We start from the raw sequence: 16,397 nt of genomic DNA on the forward strand, positions 1-16,397 counted from the left end.
CGGAATGCCCTGGGGGTGGCGGTCAGTGGGAGAAGATGTCTTCTTCCGGCCAGCCGGCGAGGTCGAGCGCGGCGCGCACCGGCAGGAAGGCAAAGCAGGCCTTGGCGAGTTCCGTGCGGCCCTCGCGGGCGAGCATCTCGTCGAGCACGGCCTTGATATCGTGCAGGTGCAGAACGTCGGAGGCGGCATAGGCAAGCTGCGCCTCTGTGAGGTCGCGTGCGCCCCAGTCGGAGCTCTGCTGCTGCTTCGACATGTCGACATTCGCCAGTTCGCGGGCGAGATCCTTGAGGCCGTGGCGGTCCGTATAGGTGCGCACGAGCTTGGAGGCGACCTTGGTGCAATAGACCGGCGAGGTGACGACGCCGAGATAGCGCTGCATCATCGCGACGTCGAAACGCGCAAAATGGAAAATCTTGAGGACGTCCTGATTGCCCATCAGCGCGCGCAGATTGGGCGCGTTATAGGTGCCCCGGTCGAGCTGCACGATATGGGCGTTGCCGTCGCCGGCCGAAAGCTGAACCACGCAGAGCTGGTCACGCTCGGGCTTGAGCCCCATCGTCTCGGTATCGACCGCGACGCTCGAACCGAAATCGAGGTCTGCCGGAAGATCGCCCCTGTGCAGCGTGACCGCCATGTTCTGGCTCCGCTTGGCCCCTGGCGGGGGCCGGCGAGCAGCGGCATTCCATGATGGAGGAAAGCCGCCGCGGGAAAGGAATGGTGCCCAGGAGAAGACTCGAACTTCCACGCCCTTGCGAGCGCCAGCACCTGAAGCTGGTGCGTCTACCAATTCCGCCACCTGGGCACGTGCGCAGTTGCTTAAATAGGGCCCGAGGCAATGTCAATGGAGGACGCGCGCGCCGGTCATGTTTGCGCGCTCTTTGCCGCGCCGCCCGCATAGGCTATCAAGGGGGCGAATGCCGCGCCCGGCGGGAATAACGGGCCCGGCGGGACGTTCAGACGAAAGGCATGGGCAGATGGACGTGGACAGCGCAGACCGGGAAATGATGGAGAGCATGCGGCCGACGGCGGGCATGGTGACGGTCTTCGGCGGTTCGGGCTTCCTCGGCCGCCATATCGTTCACGCCCTGGCGCGGCGCGGCTACCGGGTTCGCGTGGCGGTGCGCCGCCCGAACGATGCCCATTATCTTCGGCCCATGGGCGTTGTCGGGCAGGTCGAGCCCGTCCAGGCGAATATTCGCGACGAGGCGTCCGTGCGCATGGCTGTGCGCGGCGCGGTCGCGGTCGTTAATCTCGTCGGCCTGCTGCATGAAAGCGGCAAGCAGACATTCGACGCCGTGATGGCGGAAGGCGCGGGCCGCGTCGCACGCGCCTGCTCGGAAGCGGGCGTGAAGAAGCTCGTCCATGTGTCCGCGATCGGCGCCGACGAGAAGAGCCCGTCCGACTATGGCCGCGCCAAGGCTGCGGGCGAAAAGGCAGTGCGTCAGGCATTCCCCGCGGCGGTGATCGTGCGCCCCTCCATCGTTTTCGGACCGGAAGACGATTTCTTCAACCGCTTCGGCGCAATGGCGCGGTTTTCTCCCATGCTGCCGCTGATCGGCGGCGGAAGCATGAAGCTCCAGCCCGTCTATGTGAAGGATGTGGCGGAAGGCGTGGCGCGGCTCGTCGAGCGCGACGGCACGGAACGCAAGACCTATGAATTCGGCGGCCCCGAAGTGAAAACCTTCCGTGGACTGATGGAAGACCTGCTGGTGAATATTGCCCGCAAGCGCATCTTGCTGCCGGTGCCCGCATTCGCGGCGAAGTTCATGGCCTTCTTCACGCAGTTCATTCCCAATCCGCCGCTGACGCCGGATCAGGTGCGGCTGCTCGCCATCGACAATGTGGTGAGCGAGGCGGCCGAAAGCGAAGGGCGCACACTCGGCGGCCTCGGCGTTCAGCCGACCGCCCTCGAAATCGTGCTGCCGACCTATCTCTACCGTTTCCGTCGCAGCGGGCAGTTCGAGCGCATCAACGCGAGCTGAGAGCATGAACATCGGAGAGGCGGCGGCGCGCTCCGGCGTACCCGCCAAGACCATTCGCTATTACGAGGACATCGCGCTGATCGAGAGCGCGGACCGCAATGCGAACGGCTACCGGGCCTATTCGGACGAGGATGTACATACGCTGCGCTTTATTGCGAGCGCGCGCTCGCTGGGGTTCACGGTGGCGCAATGCCGCGATCTGCTCGCGCTTTACCGCGACCGTGAGCGCTCCAGTGCGGATGTGAAGGCGATTGCGGCGGCCCATGTCGCCGAGATCGACGAAAAGATCGGGAGCCTGCGCGCCATGCGGGCGACGCTCTCGACGCTCATGCATAAATGCCAGGGCGACGACCGGCCCGACTGCCCGATCATCGAGGAACTTGCCGCCGGCAATACGCCCGGCACCGACGCGAAATAACGACAAGCAACAACGCCTGCGGACCCTGCGATTTCATGCGCCAGCTTTATCATCTGCCGATTTCCCCCGCCTGCCGCAAGGTGCGCCTTGTCATGGCCGAAAAGGGCCTCGACTTCGAGCTGGTGGAGGAGCGCGACTGGGAACGCCGCGAGGAATTCCTGATGCTGAACCCGGCGGGCGAGGTGCCGGTGCTGATGGAAGATGGCGGTGAACCGATTTCGGGCTCGATGCCGATCAGCGAATATCTCGAAGAAACCTCGACGGAATTGAAGCTCCTGCCGGAAGAGCCGGCGGAACGCGCGGAGGTGCGCCGTCTCGTCGACTGGTTCGACCGCAAATTCGCGCAGGAAGTGTCGGACGGACTGATCTTCGAAAAGGTGACGCGGCGCTTTCTGAGCACGGCGGAAGGCGGCGGCGCGCCCGACATGACGGTGGTGCGCGCGGCGCTTCACAACCTGCGCTACCATCTCGACTATATCTGCTACCTGATGGAAGAACGGAACTGGCTGGCAGGCGAGGCGCTGACGCTGGCCGATCTCACCGCCGCCGCGCATCTCTCCTGCCTCGACTATGTGGGCGATGTGCCCTGGGCGCAGTATCAGGGCGCGAAGGACTGGTATGTGCGCATCAAGTCGCGCCCCGGCTTTCGCGGCATCCTCGCGGACCATGTGGCCGGCATGCCGCCGCCGAAACTCTATGCCAATCTCGACTTCTGACCCAGGCAGCCTGACGGCATTGCGCGAGGCGCTTGCCGTCCGCGCGAAAGAGGCGGGCTTCGACGATATCGGCATTGCGCGCAGCGGCGCCCGCGCCGACCTGCCCGCAAAACTGGATCGCTGGCTCGATCTCGGCCGTCACGGGCAGATGGGCTGGATGGCGGAAACGGCGGCGCGCCGCGCCGACCCCGGCACATTATGGCCGGAGGCGAAATCCGTGATCATGCTGGCGATGAATTACGGGCCGGACAGCGATCCTCTGGAGACGCTTGAGCATCGGGACCGCGCGGCGATTTCCGTCTATGCGCAGAACCGCGACTACCACGACCTCGTGAAAAAGCGGCTGAAACAGGTGGCGCGCTGGCTGGCGGAGACGAGCGGCGCGGATGTGAAGGTCTTTGTCGATACCGCGCCGGTGATGGAAAAGCCCTTCGCGGCCGCCGCGGGTCTTGGCTGGCAGGGCAAACACACCAACCTCGTCTCGCGCAGGCTCGGCTCGTGGTTTTTCCTCGGCGCGATTTTCACGACGCTCGACCTCGAAGCGGACGAGGCCCATGACGACCGTTGCGGCGAATGCCGCCGCTGTCTCGATGTCTGTCCGACGAAGGCTTTTCCGGCGCCATATGAACTCGATGCGCGGCGCTGCATCTCCTATCTCACCATCGAGCACAAGGGGCACATCGCGCGCGAATTCCGCGCGCCGATGGGCAACCGCATCTATGGCTGCGACGATTGCCTGGCCGTATGCCCTTGGAACAAGTTTGCCAGCCGCACACGCGAGGAAGCGTTCCATGCGCGAGAGGAACTGAAGGCGCCGCTGCTGGCGCAACTGGCCCGGCTTGACGATGCGGCGTTCCGGTCGCTCTTTTCCGGCTCGCCGGTCAAACGCATAGGCCGCGACCGTTTTGTACGAAATGTGCTGATCGCGATCGGTAATTCGCGCGAGAAGGAGCTGGCGGAAGAAGCGCGTGCATTGCTCGGCGATTTGTCGCCGCTGGTGCGCGCCATGGCGGTCTGGGCGCTTGGACGCCTGGCGCCCGATGAGGCGCAAGAGCGCGCGTCGGCGTCGGCGCAAGCCGAGGAAGACGAAGACGTGCGCGGCGAGTGGCGCTACTGGCTGAGGTAATGCGCGGCGGCAAGGGCGGCCGGATCTTCCTCGTGGCCCGTGTCCTTCGCGTATTTCACGACTTTCGACCAGTCGCCCCATGCGCTCGGCTTGTCGCCCAGCGCCTGGTGAACGAGACCGCGTTCGAGCAGCGCGTCGAGACTGTGCGGATTGAGTTTGACGGCATTATTGGCGTCGACCAGCGCGGCGCGCGGATAGCCGAGCGTGCGGTTCGCTGCGGCCCGGATCAGCAGGGCGGCTGGAAAATTCGGCTCAAGCGCGAGGGCTTCCGCCGCATCGTCGCGCGCGCCCTCCCATTCTCCCGCCAGACCCTTCACCCGCGCGCGGCCTTCATAGAAGGTGGCACTGCCCGGTGTGCGCGCAATCGCATTGTCATAGGCGCGGATGGCCGGCTTGAACTCGCCCGCCAGCACCCAGGCGTCGCCTGCCTGCGCATAGACATCGGAGCGAAGCGCATCGTCGGCCCGCAGCAGCCGCTCGGCCAGATCGAAAAAGGCGTCGCCCGCTTCCGCCGCGCGGCCGAGCTTCATCAGCGCCAGCGCCTCGCAATGCGTACCGCCCGCTTCCGCCTCGCCGCGCTGCGCCTTCAGGGATTTTGCCATGCCGAGCGCCGCCGAGGCGTCGCTTTCGACAAGCGCCACGCAGGCCTCGTAATTCTCGGGGCTTGCCTGCGTCTCTTGCGCGCGCGCCGCTACCGGTGCGAGAAGAAGGACGGATGCGAGAAGAAGGCCGAAAGCAGGGCGCTGCATGGACTGGTTTTTCATGACGCACAGCCTTACCCCGCCGCCTCTTTCTTGCAAGTGAAAGCCGCGTCTTTTTGCGAGTGAAAGAAGGAACAGGAAACGATGCCGGGTGAAGGAAAGCTCTTTTGTTTCGGCTGCGGCTACAGCGCGCGGGTCTTCGCGGACCGCCTTGCGGCGCGCGGCTTTGCGCTTGCGGGCACCTGCCGCAGCGAGGAAAAGGCCTCGACGCTGAGGGACAAGGGCATCGAGCCGTTCATTTTCGATGGCGGCAAGCCGCTGGCCGACCCGGAGGGCGCGCTTGAGGGCGTGACGCATCTGCTGATCTCGACCCCGCCGGGAGAAGCGGGCGACCCCGTCCTTGCGGCGCATCGCGACCTCCTGAAGCGGATCGCGCCGCAGATAAAATGGGCGGGTTATCTTTCGACCACCGGCGTCTATGGCGACCGCAAGGGCGGCTGGGTGAGCGAGGAGACGCCGCTTGACCCGAATGTGACGCGAAGCGACCGCCGCGCCGCAGCGGAGCGCGAATGGCAAGCGCTCGCGGCGGAAAGCGCGCTGCCGCTCCACATCTTTCGGCTTGCCGGGATCTACGGGCCGCGCCGCAACCAGCTTCAGGGCGTGATCGACGGCACGGCAAAGCGGATCGTGAAGGAAGGGCAGATTTTCTCGCGCATCCATGTGGAGGATATCGCGAATGTGCTGGAAGCCTCCATGGCGAGGCCCAATCCCGGCGCGATCTATAATGTTTGCGACGACGAACCGGCGCCCGCGCCTGTCGTCGTTGCCTATGCGGCGGAACTTCTGGAACGCACCCCGCCCCCCGAGATCCCCTTCGATGAAGCCGGTTTGTCACCCATGGCGCGGAGCTTCTACATGGCATCGCGGCGCGTCTCGAATGCACGGCTTCATGAAGAGCTGGGTGTGAAGCTTGCCTATCCGACCTACCGCGAGGGATTGAAGGCGCTGCTCGCGACGGTCTGAGAAGGGCGTTCCGACGCAGGCCATTCTGCCGCAGCGCAGGGAGGGGCCAAGGGGTTATACTGGCGGAAATTCACAGGGAGGCCGCCATGACCCAACATTTCCATGCCGTTGTCTGGATCGACCATCACGAGGCGCGTATTCTGGACTTCAACGCCGAGGATGCGAATGCCGACAAGGTGACGGTGAAGCACAAGGCGACGCGCAAGCAGTCGGCGCGCACGGGCAAGGCAAGCTGGCGCGAATCCGAAGATGGTGCGTTTTTCGACGAAGTGGCGGAAAAGCTCATCGGTGCGGGCGAAATTCTCGTCGTTGGACCGGCCAATGCGAAGCTCGGCTTCCTGAAGCGGTTGCAGGCGAAACATGCTGCAATTGCCGAGCATGTCGTCGGCATCGAGACGGTCGATCATCCAAGCGACGGGCAATTGCTCGACTTCGCGCGCGCCTATTTCCGTAAAGCCGACCGGATGCTGCCACAGGTGGATTGATTTCGATCCGCTACCGTTTTCGTCTCACCCTCCCCTCGGGGAGGGTCAAACCGCTGAAAGCGGTTTGGGGCGGGGGGAGCGGAAGAGACGGCGCATGGAGGTGAGTGCAGCAACGCAGCCCCCGCCCCGAAATTTGTTTCGCTTCGCTTACAAATTATCGACCCTCCCCAAGGGGAGGGTGGGATGAGAGGCCCGACGCGCGGTCAGGTTTCTATTTCTACCAGCAGCGCTTCTATCGTCTGCGTGAGGCGCGCAATATCTTGCGGCGTCGAAAGCCGGTGATCGCCTGATTTTGAAAGATTGATGGTGACGTCGGTGCTTTCGAGCGCGTCCAACAGACGCATCGCATGTTGCCACGGCACGTCCGGGTCTTTCATGCCTTGCAGGATGCGCACGGGACAGGTGAGCGGGATCGGCTTGTCGAGAATGAGGTGGTTTCGCCCCTCTTCGATCAGCTTCATGGTGATCTCATAAGGCTCGTCACCATAATCGGAGGGCTCGCGGTAGAGACCGTCACGCGTGAGCGTCTCTCTCACCTCGTCTGAAAATCCCTTCCACATCAGCTCTTGCGTGAAGTCCGGCGCGGGCGCGATGAGGACGAGGCCTTTCACGCGCCCGGGTCGCGCCAGCGCGGCGAGAAGCGCCATCCAGCCGCCCATGCTGGACCCGATCAGTACCTGCGGGCCTTCGGCGAGCTGGTCGATGGCGGCAAGCGCATCGTCGAGCCAGCGCCCGATGGTCGCCTTGCGGAAATCGCCGGTGGATGCCCCGTGTGCGTAATAGTCGAAGCGCAGCAAGTGACGGTTGGCGGCGCGCGCCCAGTCCGCGAGTGCGGTGGCCTTCGTACCCGTCATGTCCGACTTGAAGCCGCCGAGCCAGGTGAGGCCGGTGCCGTGAGCCGGTGTTTCCGGCGCCTCGATCAGATAGGCGAGGTCTTCTTGCGCGCTACCTTCATAACCGGGGCGGGCAAGCTTGCGGGGGGCAGGGCTGTCGGTCATTGTCGGATTTTCCGAGTCGTCGTTTTCGACAAGCATCCAACAGGGATTCCCCCGCTTGGCCAACCCCTTCGAAAATCTCTCGCCCCGCCCGACGGTTCTCCAGGTCGTGCCCGCGCTCGAAACCGGCGGGGCGGAGCGCACCACGATCGATGTGGCGCGCGCGGTCGTGGCGGCGGGCGGCCGCGCCCTCGTCGCGAGCCGGGGCGGGCGGATGGTGCCGGAACTGGCGGTGCTGGGCGCCGAACATCTCGACATGGCTGTGCATTCGAAGAACCCCGTCGTCATGGCCTTGAATGTCGAGCGGCTGGCCCGCGTGATCGCACGCGAGAATGTCGACCTCGTTCACGCGCGCAGCCGGGCGCCCGCCTGGAGCGCGCTGGCGGCGGCGCGGCGCGCGAAGGTGCCCTTCGTCACGACCTATCATTCGCGTGTGCATGAGAAGCCGCGCCTCAAGGTCTTCTATAATTCGGTGATGGTGCGCGGCGATGCCGTGATCGCCAATTCCGCCTATACGGCAGAAAATATCCGCGCCGTTCATGCGCCCGATGAAGGCCGCATCTTCACCGTGCCGCGCGGCATCGACCTCGAAACCTATGCAAATGTGACGCCCTCGCGCGTCGAGGCGCTGGCGCGGCGCTGGGGCGTGGGCGGGCAATCCGGCACCGTCTTCGTGCATGCGGCGCGGCTGACGCGCTGGAAGGGGCAACTGGTTTCCATCGAGGCGGCGCGACTGCTCGTCGAGCGGGGCTCAAGCGATTTCACGCTGCTGCTGGCAGGCGATGCGCAAGGGCGCGACGGCTATATCGGCGAACTCGAAAGCGCCATCGAGGCGGCGGGGCTTCAGGGCCGGGTACGCCTTGTCGGGCATGGCGAGGACATGGCGGCGGCTTACGCGCTTGGCGATGTCGTGCTGTCGCCGTCGATCAAGGCAGAGCCCTTCGGACGGACGGCGGTGGAGGCGCAGGCGGCCTCGCGCCCGGTCATCGTGTCGGATGCGGGCGGGCAGCGCGAAACCGTGATCGAGGGCAAGACGGGCTTTCGCGTGGCGCCCGGCGATGCGGGCGCACTGGCCGACGCGATGGCCCGGTCGATGGAGATGGGCGCACAAGCCCGCGCGGCGATGGGTGAGGCAGGCCTCGCAAATGCGCGGGCGCATTATTCGGTGGGCGCGATGTGCGATGCGACCCTCGGGATTTATGCGCAATTGATCGCGAAGCGCCGTGGCTGATACGGGCAGGGCGGTGGTCGCGATCTGGCTGGGTGCGGGCGGCGAGGCCCATGTGCGGGCCGCCCTTGCCACGATCAGGGCGGCGCATGAGGGGGCCCGCCTGATTCTGCTGACCACGCCCGAAGGCCGCCGAAAGGCTGGCGATCTTGCCGATATGAGCTGGGAAGACGGCGCGGCGCGGGGCGCCGGCGCCTTTCTCGCACGGGCGCGGCGCTTGTCATGGGCCTCTGCGCCCCATATTTATGATCTTGAAGGTAGCCGGGCGACGCGCTTTATGCGTTTGTGTGTGTGGCCGAGGCCACAATGGCACGAAAGAGCGCCCGGAGAGGCCTTCGAGGCCGGAGGCCCGCACCTTTCTTGACTTGCGGGCGGGTGGCTTCAAATCTATAGCTGTGCAGGAATTTTCTGGAAGGTGTCCGTGTGGGGCACCGCCGGGAACGGAGCGGAACGCCCGGGCGGTTGAATTGTCCCGGTGTCATGCCCTTTTCCCGGGCGCGATCAGGCATCCAGACCGATAGAAGGAGAAGTGTTCATAGCTCGCAGACCGATGCAGGCGCCGCCCACGAAAGAGGGCCCGCGCATAAACGACATGATCGATGAGCCGACCGTGTTGCTCATTGACGCCGAGGGCGAAAAGCGCGGCGTTATTCCCACCGACGAAGCGATCCGCATGGCCGAAGAGGCCGGGCTGGATCTGGTCGAGGTGTCGCCCAACGCGAAGCCTCCCGTATGCAAGCTTCTCGACTACGGGAAATTCAAATATCAGGCCCAGAAAAAGGCCAATGAGGCGCGCAAGAAGCAGAAGACCGTCGAGGTCAAGGAAATCAAGATGCGCCCGAACATCGACGTGCATGACTACGATGTGAAGATGCGCTCCATGCTTCGTTTCTTCGAGGAAGGCGACAAGGTGAAGGTGACCCTTCGCTTCCGTGGCCGCGAAATGGCGCATCAGGAACTCGGCATGCAGCTCCTGAACAAGGTCAAGGAGCAGGTGGACGAGATCGCCAAGGTCGAGCTCTACCCCCGCCTCGAAGGCCGTCAGATGATCATGGTGCTGGCGCCGCGCTGAGGCAGCCGCATCGCGAATGAGGAAAGGCCCGGCACTGCCGGGCCTTTTTCTTTCGAGGTCAGCCGAGAACCTTTGCCAGCCTGTCCGGGCGGTCGGTGAGGATCGCCTCGACGCCGAGCGCCGCGAGCCGCTTCATCTCCGCTTCTTCGTCGACCGTCCAGCAGGAGACGGCAAGGCTGAGCGCTCTTGCCTGCGCCGCCGTCTCCGGCGTTACGTCGCCCGCCCATGAAAACCAGCCATCGGCGGGGCCCGAAGCGATGGCGCGCAGCATGCGTTCGACGAATGTCGCGCCGTTCTGGTTGCGCCAGTCGTAGCCGTTCATCCACGGCGCGCCATTGGCGGAAGCCTGGCGGATGAGATCGTCCTGCGAACCCGGCACATCCCGCGCGGCGGAGGCATCTTCCGGGTCGAGCTGGAAGAAGGGCAGCGTCGTGAAAGCATTGAGAATATAGGGTGCCTTTTCCTTCGCCCGGGCAAGTGCGCGCCAGTCGAAGGAGACGAAGGTAACGGTTTCTTCCAGCCCATGCTCGCGGGTGAGCGCGACCGCGGCATCGGCCAGCGCGCGCGGGTCCGCCGACTGCGTAAGGTCGAGAAGCGCGGTCTTGAGCTCGACATAGAGGCGGAACCCCGCCTTGGCCTTCTCCTTCACGAGGCCGTAGACATCCGACAGCAGCGGAATACGCGCGCCATCGGCGGGTAACTGATCGGGATAGCGAGCCGCATAGCCCGCCCCGGGGCAGAGCCGCCCTATGTCATAGGCCTGCATTTCCTCATGGGTGAGATCCTTCAGCAGCGGTGTCGGGCGCACAAGCCATTCGCCGTCCGGTCCCCGTGCGATGGACGGCTTCAGGCTTTCGTCGTGATGGACGACGAGGAGCCCGTCCTTCGAAAGATGTACGTCGAGTTCGATTCCATCGGCGCCGGCAGCGATGGCGCGCTCAAAGGCCGCCATCGTATTTTCCGGCCAGAGCCCCGCGCCGCCGCGATGGGCCACATGAAGCGGCTTCTTCATTTGATTGTCTCCATTAATTCGCTCCGCAATGGTGCAGCGGACCCGGCGCGAAAGCTAGGGTCGTCACATAAATGGCGTGAGAGGCCATGTTTTTGCTCCATTGCGGCTCTATCACGTGTCGCAGGATCAGCGGTCGTCATCATAGATTCGCCAGACCTTCGTAGCGTGAGTTGTCTTCTGGCATTCCCCCGTCCGTTGCCCTAATCTCTTTTTCGAGACCGCAAAGAAGCGCCTTCGAGAGTGCTTCACAACAGGGTCGGAATGCCGGAATTCGAAGGCACCTTGTGTCCGCGACAAAGACCGGTGAGCAAATGTCGATTTCTGAACTTTGGCGGCGTCTGACGACCCGCACACGGCGCAAGCGCTCTTTCTACGAGTCGCAGGAAGTGATGCGTCTTGCCGTCGAGCGTACGGGGCCTGTCGACCTGCGGTTGCATAGCGACGAGGAACTGCGCTGCATTCTGGAAACGGACAGGAGCGCCCTGCGCCGCCAGGCTGCAGAACGGGAACTCGGCATCCGCATGGCGCGACGCCAGCATCATCATGAGGGCCCCCTGCCGAGCGGACTTCACTGAGGGCGGCGGAACTGAGGGCGGCGGACGGGAACTGACAGGATTTCGCGCCCCGTAGCGGCGAAGGTCGCACCGCGCCTTTTTGGCGTCTACACTCTTCCCATTGAAAAACGAAACAGGCGCGCGGCGGGGAAATCCGCACGGGCGTCGAAAAAATATCGGGGAGGAGTGGTCCATGAAATTCGGAGTGTTTTACGAACTGCAATTGCCGAAGCCCTGGAATGAGGGCGATGAGCAGCGTCTGTTTCACGAGGCGCTGGAACAGATCGTTCTGGCGGACAAGCTCGGCTACGACCATGCATGGGAAGTGGAGCATCACTTCCTCGACGAATATTCGCATTCGTCTTCGCCGGAGGTCTTTCTCGCGGCGGCGGCATCGGTGACGAAGAACATTCGCCTCGGTCACGGCATCCGCCAGGTGATCCCGAACTACAACCATCCCGCGCGCACGGCTGAAGGCCTCGCGACGCTCGACATCATGTCGAACGGGCGCGTCGAATTCGGCATCGGCGAGGGCGCGACGCGACTGGAGCTTGGCGGCTTCCATATTCCGGCGAAGGAAAAACGCGCCATGGCGATCGAGGCGGGCGAGCAGATCGCCAATATGATGGTGCTCGACCCCTATCCGGGCTTCGAGGGAAACTATTTCTCGATGCCCTGCCGCAACGTGCTGCCGAAGCCCGTGCAGCGCCCCCACCCGCCCATGTGGATGGCCTGCACCAACCGCGACACGATCCGTGTGGCGGCATCGCTGGGCGTGGGCGCGCTCGCCTTTTCCTTCGTCGATCCCGAAGAGGCCAAGGCATGGTCCGAAATCTATTACGGCATCATCAAATCCGACGAGTGCAGGCCCATCGGCCATTCGGTGAATGCAAACATCGCCATGGTCTCGAATTTCTCGCTGCATGAGGACCGCGAGGAAGCGATCCGCCGCGGCCATGAAGGCTTCGAGTTCTTCGGCTATGCGCTGAACGCGCTCGTCGCGCACGACACGGTGCCCGGCCGCACCGACATGTGGGGCGACTACATCAAGGCGCGCGGCAACCGCACGCAGGAAGTGATCGACGCGGCGAAGCGCGCCGAGGCGATCGCGACGGGCATCGGCACGCCGGACGACATGCGCGCCCATTTGCGCGCCTTCCGAGATGCGGGCGTCGATCAGGTGATCTTCATGCAGCAGGCCGGCCGCAACAAACACGCGCATATCTGCGAGTCGCTCGAACTCTTCGCGAAGGAAGTGATGCCCGAGTTCAAACAGGAAGCGGCGGAGCGTGAGGCGAAGAAGCAGGCCGAACTCGCGCCTTATATCGAGGCGGCGTTGAAACGGAAAAACTGGATGAAGCCGCTTGAGGATCACGAGATCCCGGTGGTGCAGGCTTCGGTGAAAAAGGCGCAGGTGAACAGCAGTTCAAGCGCGGCGGAGTAAATCCGCCTTGCATGAGGCCCGGCCGCGCGGCTTGCGCGGCCGGGCTTGCCCTTTTATTGTGTATCTACACAAAACGGGTGGCGGAAAATGGGTCAGTCGGTCAGCGAACAGGAAGTACGCGAGAACTGTGCAGCACTGCGCGCGCGCATGGCCGCGCGGAAGCTGACGCGCGCCTATGACAAGGCGCTTCGTCCCGCCGGTCTGAAGATCACGCAGTTCACGCTGCTGATCGCGGTGGAGGAGGGAAGCGCGAAATCGCTGACGGCGCTTGCGGATCTGCTGGCGCTTGAACGCTCAAGCCTCGTGCGCAACGTGAAGCTTCTGGAGGATGAGGGACTGATCGAGGCGGCGCCGAGCGGCGAAGGCCGCTCGCTCGGCCTTGCGCTCACCAGGGCGGGACGCAAGAAGCTGACACAGGCGCTTCCCCTGTGGCGCAGTGCGCAGACGCAGGTGGAAGAGGCCCTGGGTGCGAACTGGCCTTCGGTGAAGAAGTCGCTCGGACAGTTGATCGAAAAGACCTAGTCGACCCGGTAGACCGGGAAACAATCCCGGATCGCTTGCGCCTTTGCCATGTCACCCTCCAGCACGGCGCCATGTCGAGCGACCGCATCGGCGAGGGAAAGCCCGTCGCGGAAGATCGCGTTCAGCGTCGTCCAGTCGAGCGTCAGCGCGGCATCCCATGTTTCCGGTGCCTTGAAATCCACTTCGACACGCGACTTGTGTACACGCACCGTCGCGTGAAGCGGCCCGTGGTCGCTTATGGCAAGCGCAAGCGTTGCATCGAGCCCGCGCGCCTTGCGGCGCTGAAAGGTGAGAGTGAGACCGAACAGGAAGGAGAAGGGGTTGTCGGCCGGAATGTTGTAGTCGACGAGCTTGATCTCTTTTGTCTTGAGACGCCGGGGCACACTTTCTTCTGCATCCGAATTCTTCAGCACATAGACGGTCTCGGGCTTGGCAAGCAACGGGTCGAGGATGCGTTTGCGATACTCGACCTTGTCTTCCATGTAGGGACCGAGCACATCGGAGCCTGCCGGGCAGACGCTCAGGCAATAGGCGGCCTTGTAGCCGGGCTTGAAGGAGAGGCTCTGCCACATCGAGACGCTTTCGCCGGGGGGCACGCGCGTGTCGTAATCGTCGGCATCCTTTGCCTCCACGACCTCGTGTACCCAGTCGGTAAACCCGCCCATGAACTCGCGGTAATTATGTGTGTAGCAGGCGGAGAAGTTGAACGAGCCATCCATGCCGATGGCTTCCACGGGGCAGGCGGCGACGCAGAGCTTGCAGTCGAGGCAGGGCGCATAGTCGAGGGGTTTGGAAACCTCGTCGAGCGTGCGGTCGATGACGATGGTGCCGAGCAGGATGAAGCTGCCGAAACGCGGATGGATGACATTACGGTGGAGGCCCATGCGTCCGAGGCCCGCGGCTTCCGCGATGGGCTTGTGCGAGATGACGCGCATGCCGGCGGGATAGGCTTGCGCTTCCATCGGAAAGGCAGCGGCCGGGTTTACCGCGCCAATGCCCATCGCCTCGAGCTGCCGCACGGCTTTCCGCGCGACATGGTTCACATCGTCATAGGTCTGGTGGAATTCTTCATTCGCGACCGAGCGGACGGAGGTGCGCACCGTGTCCCGGTTCATGCGGACGACGAAGCTGATGAGTGTTTTTGCGCCGGGAAGAAGCGCCGAAATCCACGCCTGCTGATCGGCAATGGCGGGATCTGAAACGGCCACGAAGCCGCAATCATCCGCGCCGCACTCTAGCATCAGCTTGTGCAGGCTCTCCGAGGTGATCGTTTCCGCTTTCGCGCTGCCGGCGGCCCGCCAGCGCGCCACATCGGGATGCTCTTCGCTCGTTCCCGCCTCATGCGCCATCATCATGCTCCCTGACCGCCTGTAATAGTGTATATACACTATAAGAAATGCTTTCCACCCTGGCAAGGCGGCACCATGCAAATAAAATACGTATCAATAATACGCAAAACTGGAAAATACCTGTCTCAAGGGCTAGGCTCGCGACGGGCAGGAGGAGCGAGCTGCCGGAGGGAAAGTCTGAAACAGAAAAGGGGGAGACATGCCGAAAGGAAGCATTGATCTGGAGGCGAAATATGCCGACTTCGAACGCGACGGCTATGTGATCTTCGAGAATGTGATCGAGCCGGAGCTTGTCGCTGAAATCAGGGAAGAGCTGCTGCGCGTGGAACGCGACAACGACATGGGCTTCCGCGACACGGACTTCGAAGGCAAGCGCACGGTCCGCATCTACAACCTGCTCGCACACGGGCCGGCTTTCTGGAAGATCCCGATCCATGATGCGACGCTTCCCTTCGCCGAAAAGGTGCTGGACGAGGAATTGCTGGTGTCATCGGTGAGTGCGATCACGCTCTGTCCCGGTCAAGGCGCACAGCCTCTGCATGCGGACGATCAGCTCATTCCGGTGCAGAAGCCCCATCAGCCCTTCACGCTGAACTGTGTCTGGGCGATCTCGGACTTCACGGAGGAGAACGGCGCGACACGCCTCGTGCCCGGAAGTCACAAGGCGAGCGGCATGCCGGACTACGACATCGATGTCGATACGGTGGCGGGCGAGATGCCCGCGGGCTCGGTACTCTTCTGGCATGGGAGCCTCTGGCATGCGGGGGGCACGAACCGCTCGCAGGATCGCCGCTTCGCCGTTGCGAATTATTATTGCGCGGGTTTTATCCGCCAGCAGGAGAACCAGCAGCTCGGCATTCCCCTGGATGAGGCGCGCAAGTTCCCGCGGCGGCTACAGGAACTATGCGGCTATTCCGTCTATCGGGGTCTCTACGGCCACATCGACAACGAAGACCCGATCACGATGCTCGGCCGCGAAGACGGTTCGAAGCTGATCTGGCAGCGGACCTACGACGAAATGTATGAGGACAAGACGGCGGGGTGAGGGGGCGCCTGCGGGGTTCCCTCATGGAACCACGAGAGCCCGCATGCATTTAATGGAGAGCGGCCGAACGCAAAAAGCCGGACGGCGGCGGAATATGCCATGGAAAAGCCGGAAAGCCGGGTTTTTTTGAACCGGCGGCATTCATGCCGGAGGAAGCTCACCATCAACGGGAGAGAGAGAATGAAATATTCGGTCAAGCACCTGCTCGGCTCCGTGGCGTTCGCCGCGCTGGTGACGGTTGCCGCGTGCGACCAGAACGAAGAGGAGCAGGCTGCCGATGCGACGCCACAAGAGGCGCCCGCCGTCGATAATGCCGTGCCGATGACGGCCGAGCCGGGCGATGTGGAACCGGGCATGGACAGCGCCGACAACACCATGCCGCGCAGCGAGATGCCCGGCGGCGAGATGCCCGAGAACGAAATGCCGGCAGGGAACATGCCCGCGGCCGACGAAGACGGCATGTCGATGGACGAGGAAGCGGCGGCTGGTGCCGATAACGAGGCGGCGGCTGGTTGCCAGGCGGCGGCCGATGCCCTTGGCGTGTGGACCGGCAAGGCCTATTCGGAAGCCGAAAGCGAGATCACGGCTGGTGAGGCCGTCGCGACCATCCGCGTGATTCGTCCCGGTGAAGCGGTGACGAAGGACTTCCGTCCCGACCGGCTCAATGTCGAGCTCGACGAGGAAGAGAATGTTTCCAGGGTCTATTGCGGCTGACCTGAGCGGGG

19 protein-coding genes and 1 tRNA gene are annotated in these 16,397 nt (G+C 63.7%); 14 read left to right on the forward strand and 6 right to left on the reverse strand.

Going from position 1 to position 16,397, the window contains the following annotated elements; genetic code table 11:
• Positions 1-22: 22 nt before the first annotated feature.
• Positions 23-634, reverse strand: a complete 612-nt coding sequence (locus ABJO61_RS13720; RefSeq protein ID WP_348325967.1) for a ribonuclease H-like domain-containing protein — start codon at positions 632-634, stop codon at positions 23-25.
• Positions 635-715: 81 nt separating this feature from the next.
• A tRNA-Leu gene (locus ABJO61_RS13725) sits at positions 716-802 on the reverse strand.
• Positions 803-974: 172 nt separating this feature from the next.
• On the opposite strand from ABJO61_RS13725, the gene ABJO61_RS13730 reads away from it, so the two are divergent.
• The 4 genes from ABJO61_RS13730 to queG are packed head-to-tail and all read left to right on the forward strand — an operon-like array spanning position 975 to position 4,242.
• Positions 975-1,982 (forward strand): complex I NDUFA9 subunit family protein, encoded by a 1,008-nt coding sequence (locus ABJO61_RS13730; protein WP_348325965.1) that lies wholly within the window; start codon positions 975-977, stop codon positions 1,980-1,982.
• A gap of 4 nt (positions 1,983-1,986) precedes the next feature.
• Positions 1,987-2,400, forward strand: a complete 414-nt coding sequence (gene cueR / locus ABJO61_RS13735) for a Cu(I)-responsive transcriptional regulator (protein WP_348325963.1) — start codon at positions 1,987-1,989, stop codon at positions 2,398-2,400.
• A gap of 35 nt (positions 2,401-2,435) precedes the next feature.
• Complete coding sequence (locus ABJO61_RS13740) at positions 2,436-3,116, forward strand: glutathione S-transferase family protein (protein ID WP_348325961.1); 681 nt, start codon at positions 2,436-2,438, stop codon at positions 3,114-3,116.
• Positions 3,097-4,242: a tRNA epoxyqueuosine(34) reductase QueG gene (queG, locus tag ABJO61_RS13745; RefSeq protein WP_348325959.1), complete on the forward strand. Its 1,146-nt coding sequence runs from the start codon at positions 3,097-3,099 to the stop codon at positions 4,240-4,242. The genes ABJO61_RS13740 and queG overlap by 20 nt, the downstream gene beginning before the upstream one ends.
• Here queG and ABJO61_RS13750 read toward each other — a convergent pair.
• Positions 4,227-5,006 carry a hypothetical protein gene (locus ABJO61_RS13750; RefSeq protein WP_348325957.1) on the reverse strand — a complete coding sequence of 260 codons (780 nt, stop codon included), beginning with the start codon at positions 5,004-5,006 and terminating at the stop codon, positions 4,227-4,229. The two genes, queG and ABJO61_RS13750, sit on opposite strands and share 16 nt — an antisense overlap.
• Before the next feature lie 81 nt (positions 5,007-5,087).
• Between ABJO61_RS13750 and ABJO61_RS13755 the strand changes: the two genes are divergently transcribed.
• Both ABJO61_RS13755 and ABJO61_RS13760 read left to right on the forward strand, forming a co-directional pair.
• Entirely contained in the window at positions 5,088-5,966 is an 879-nt protein-coding gene (locus tag ABJO61_RS13755) for an SDR family oxidoreductase (protein WP_348325955.1), read from the forward strand.
• A gap of 86 nt (positions 5,967-6,052) precedes the next feature.
• Positions 6,053-6,451 carry a translational machinery protein gene (locus ABJO61_RS13760; RefSeq protein WP_348325953.1) on the forward strand — a complete coding sequence of 133 codons (399 nt, stop codon included), beginning with the start codon at positions 6,053-6,055 and terminating at the stop codon, positions 6,449-6,451.
• 203 nt (positions 6,452-6,654) lie between these two features.
• Here the strand turns inward: ABJO61_RS13760 and ABJO61_RS13765 are convergent, their stop codons facing one another.
• Positions 6,655-7,449 carry an alpha/beta hydrolase gene (locus ABJO61_RS13765; RefSeq protein ID WP_348325951.1) on the reverse strand — a complete coding sequence of 265 codons (795 nt, stop codon included), beginning with the start codon at positions 7,447-7,449 and terminating at the stop codon, positions 6,655-6,657.
• A 55-nt stretch (positions 7,450-7,504) separates the two neighbouring features.
• On the opposite strand from ABJO61_RS13765, the gene ABJO61_RS13770 reads away from it, so the two are divergent.
• From ABJO61_RS13770 to infC, 3 genes are all read left to right on the forward strand, one after another.
• On the forward strand, positions 7,505-8,677 hold the full coding sequence (locus ABJO61_RS13770) for a glycosyltransferase family 4 protein (RefSeq protein ID WP_348325949.1): 1,173 nt from the start codon (positions 7,505-7,507) through the stop codon (positions 8,675-8,677).
• Entirely contained in the window at positions 8,670-9,038 is a 369-nt protein-coding gene (locus tag ABJO61_RS13775) for a hypothetical protein (protein ID WP_348325947.1), read from the forward strand. The genes ABJO61_RS13770 and ABJO61_RS13775 overlap by 8 nt, the downstream gene beginning before the upstream one ends.
• A gap of 186 nt (positions 9,039-9,224) precedes the next feature.
• The gene (gene infC, locus ABJO61_RS13780; protein ID WP_348326092.1) at positions 9,225-9,746 is read left to right on the forward strand and encodes a translation initiation factor IF-3; all 522 of its coding nucleotides are present in this window, start codon (positions 9,225-9,227) and stop codon (positions 9,744-9,746) included.
• A gap of 58 nt (positions 9,747-9,804) precedes the next feature.
• Here infC and ABJO61_RS13785 read toward each other — a convergent pair whose 3' ends face one another.
• Positions 9,805-10,758 (reverse strand): glycerophosphodiester phosphodiesterase family protein, encoded by a 954-nt coding sequence (locus ABJO61_RS13785; RefSeq protein WP_348325945.1) that lies wholly within the window; start codon positions 10,756-10,758, stop codon positions 9,805-9,807.
• A 311-nt stretch (positions 10,759-11,069) separates the two neighbouring features.
• On the opposite strand from ABJO61_RS13785, the gene ABJO61_RS13790 reads away from it, so the two are divergent.
• From ABJO61_RS13790 to ABJO61_RS13800, 3 genes are all read left to right on the forward strand, one after another.
• Positions 11,070-11,333, forward strand: a complete 264-nt coding sequence (locus ABJO61_RS13790; protein ID WP_348325943.1) for a hypothetical protein — start codon at positions 11,070-11,072, stop codon at positions 11,331-11,333.
• Between the two features lie 172 nt (positions 11,334-11,505).
• Positions 11,506-12,756, forward strand: a complete 1,251-nt coding sequence (locus ABJO61_RS13795; protein WP_348325941.1) for an LLM class flavin-dependent oxidoreductase — start codon at positions 11,506-11,508, stop codon at positions 12,754-12,756.
• Positions 12,757-12,843: 87 nt separating this feature from the next.
• A complete protein-coding gene (locus ABJO61_RS13800; protein ID WP_348325939.1) occupies positions 12,844-13,278 on the forward strand; it encodes a MarR family winged helix-turn-helix transcriptional regulator in 435 nt (144 codons plus the stop codon).
• On the opposite strand, the gene ABJO61_RS13805 is transcribed toward ABJO61_RS13800, so the two are convergent.
• Positions 13,275-14,633 carry a 4Fe-4S ferredoxin gene (locus tag ABJO61_RS13805; protein ID WP_348325937.1) on the reverse strand — a complete coding sequence of 453 codons (1,359 nt, stop codon included), beginning with the start codon at positions 14,631-14,633 and terminating at the stop codon, positions 13,275-13,277. The genes ABJO61_RS13800 and ABJO61_RS13805 overlap by 4 nt on opposite strands.
• Positions 14,634-14,826: 193 nt before the next feature.
• On the opposite strand from ABJO61_RS13805, the gene ABJO61_RS13810 reads away from it, so the two are divergent.
• The gene (locus ABJO61_RS13810; protein WP_348325935.1) at positions 14,827-15,672 is read left to right on the forward strand and encodes a phytanoyl-CoA dioxygenase family protein; all 846 of its coding nucleotides are present in this window, start codon (positions 14,827-14,829) and stop codon (positions 15,670-15,672) included.
• Between the two features lie 180 nt (positions 15,673-15,852).
• Positions 15,853-16,386, forward strand: coding sequence for an I78 family peptidase inhibitor (locus ABJO61_RS13815; protein WP_348325933.1), 534 nt, complete (start codon positions 15,853-15,855; stop codon positions 16,384-16,386).
• The last annotated feature ends 11 nt before the right edge of the window (positions 16,387-16,397 follow it).

Source organism: Parvibaculum sp. (genome assembly GCF_039973015.1).
GTDB lineage: Bacteria > Pseudomonadota > Alphaproteobacteria > Parvibaculales > Parvibaculaceae > Parvibaculum.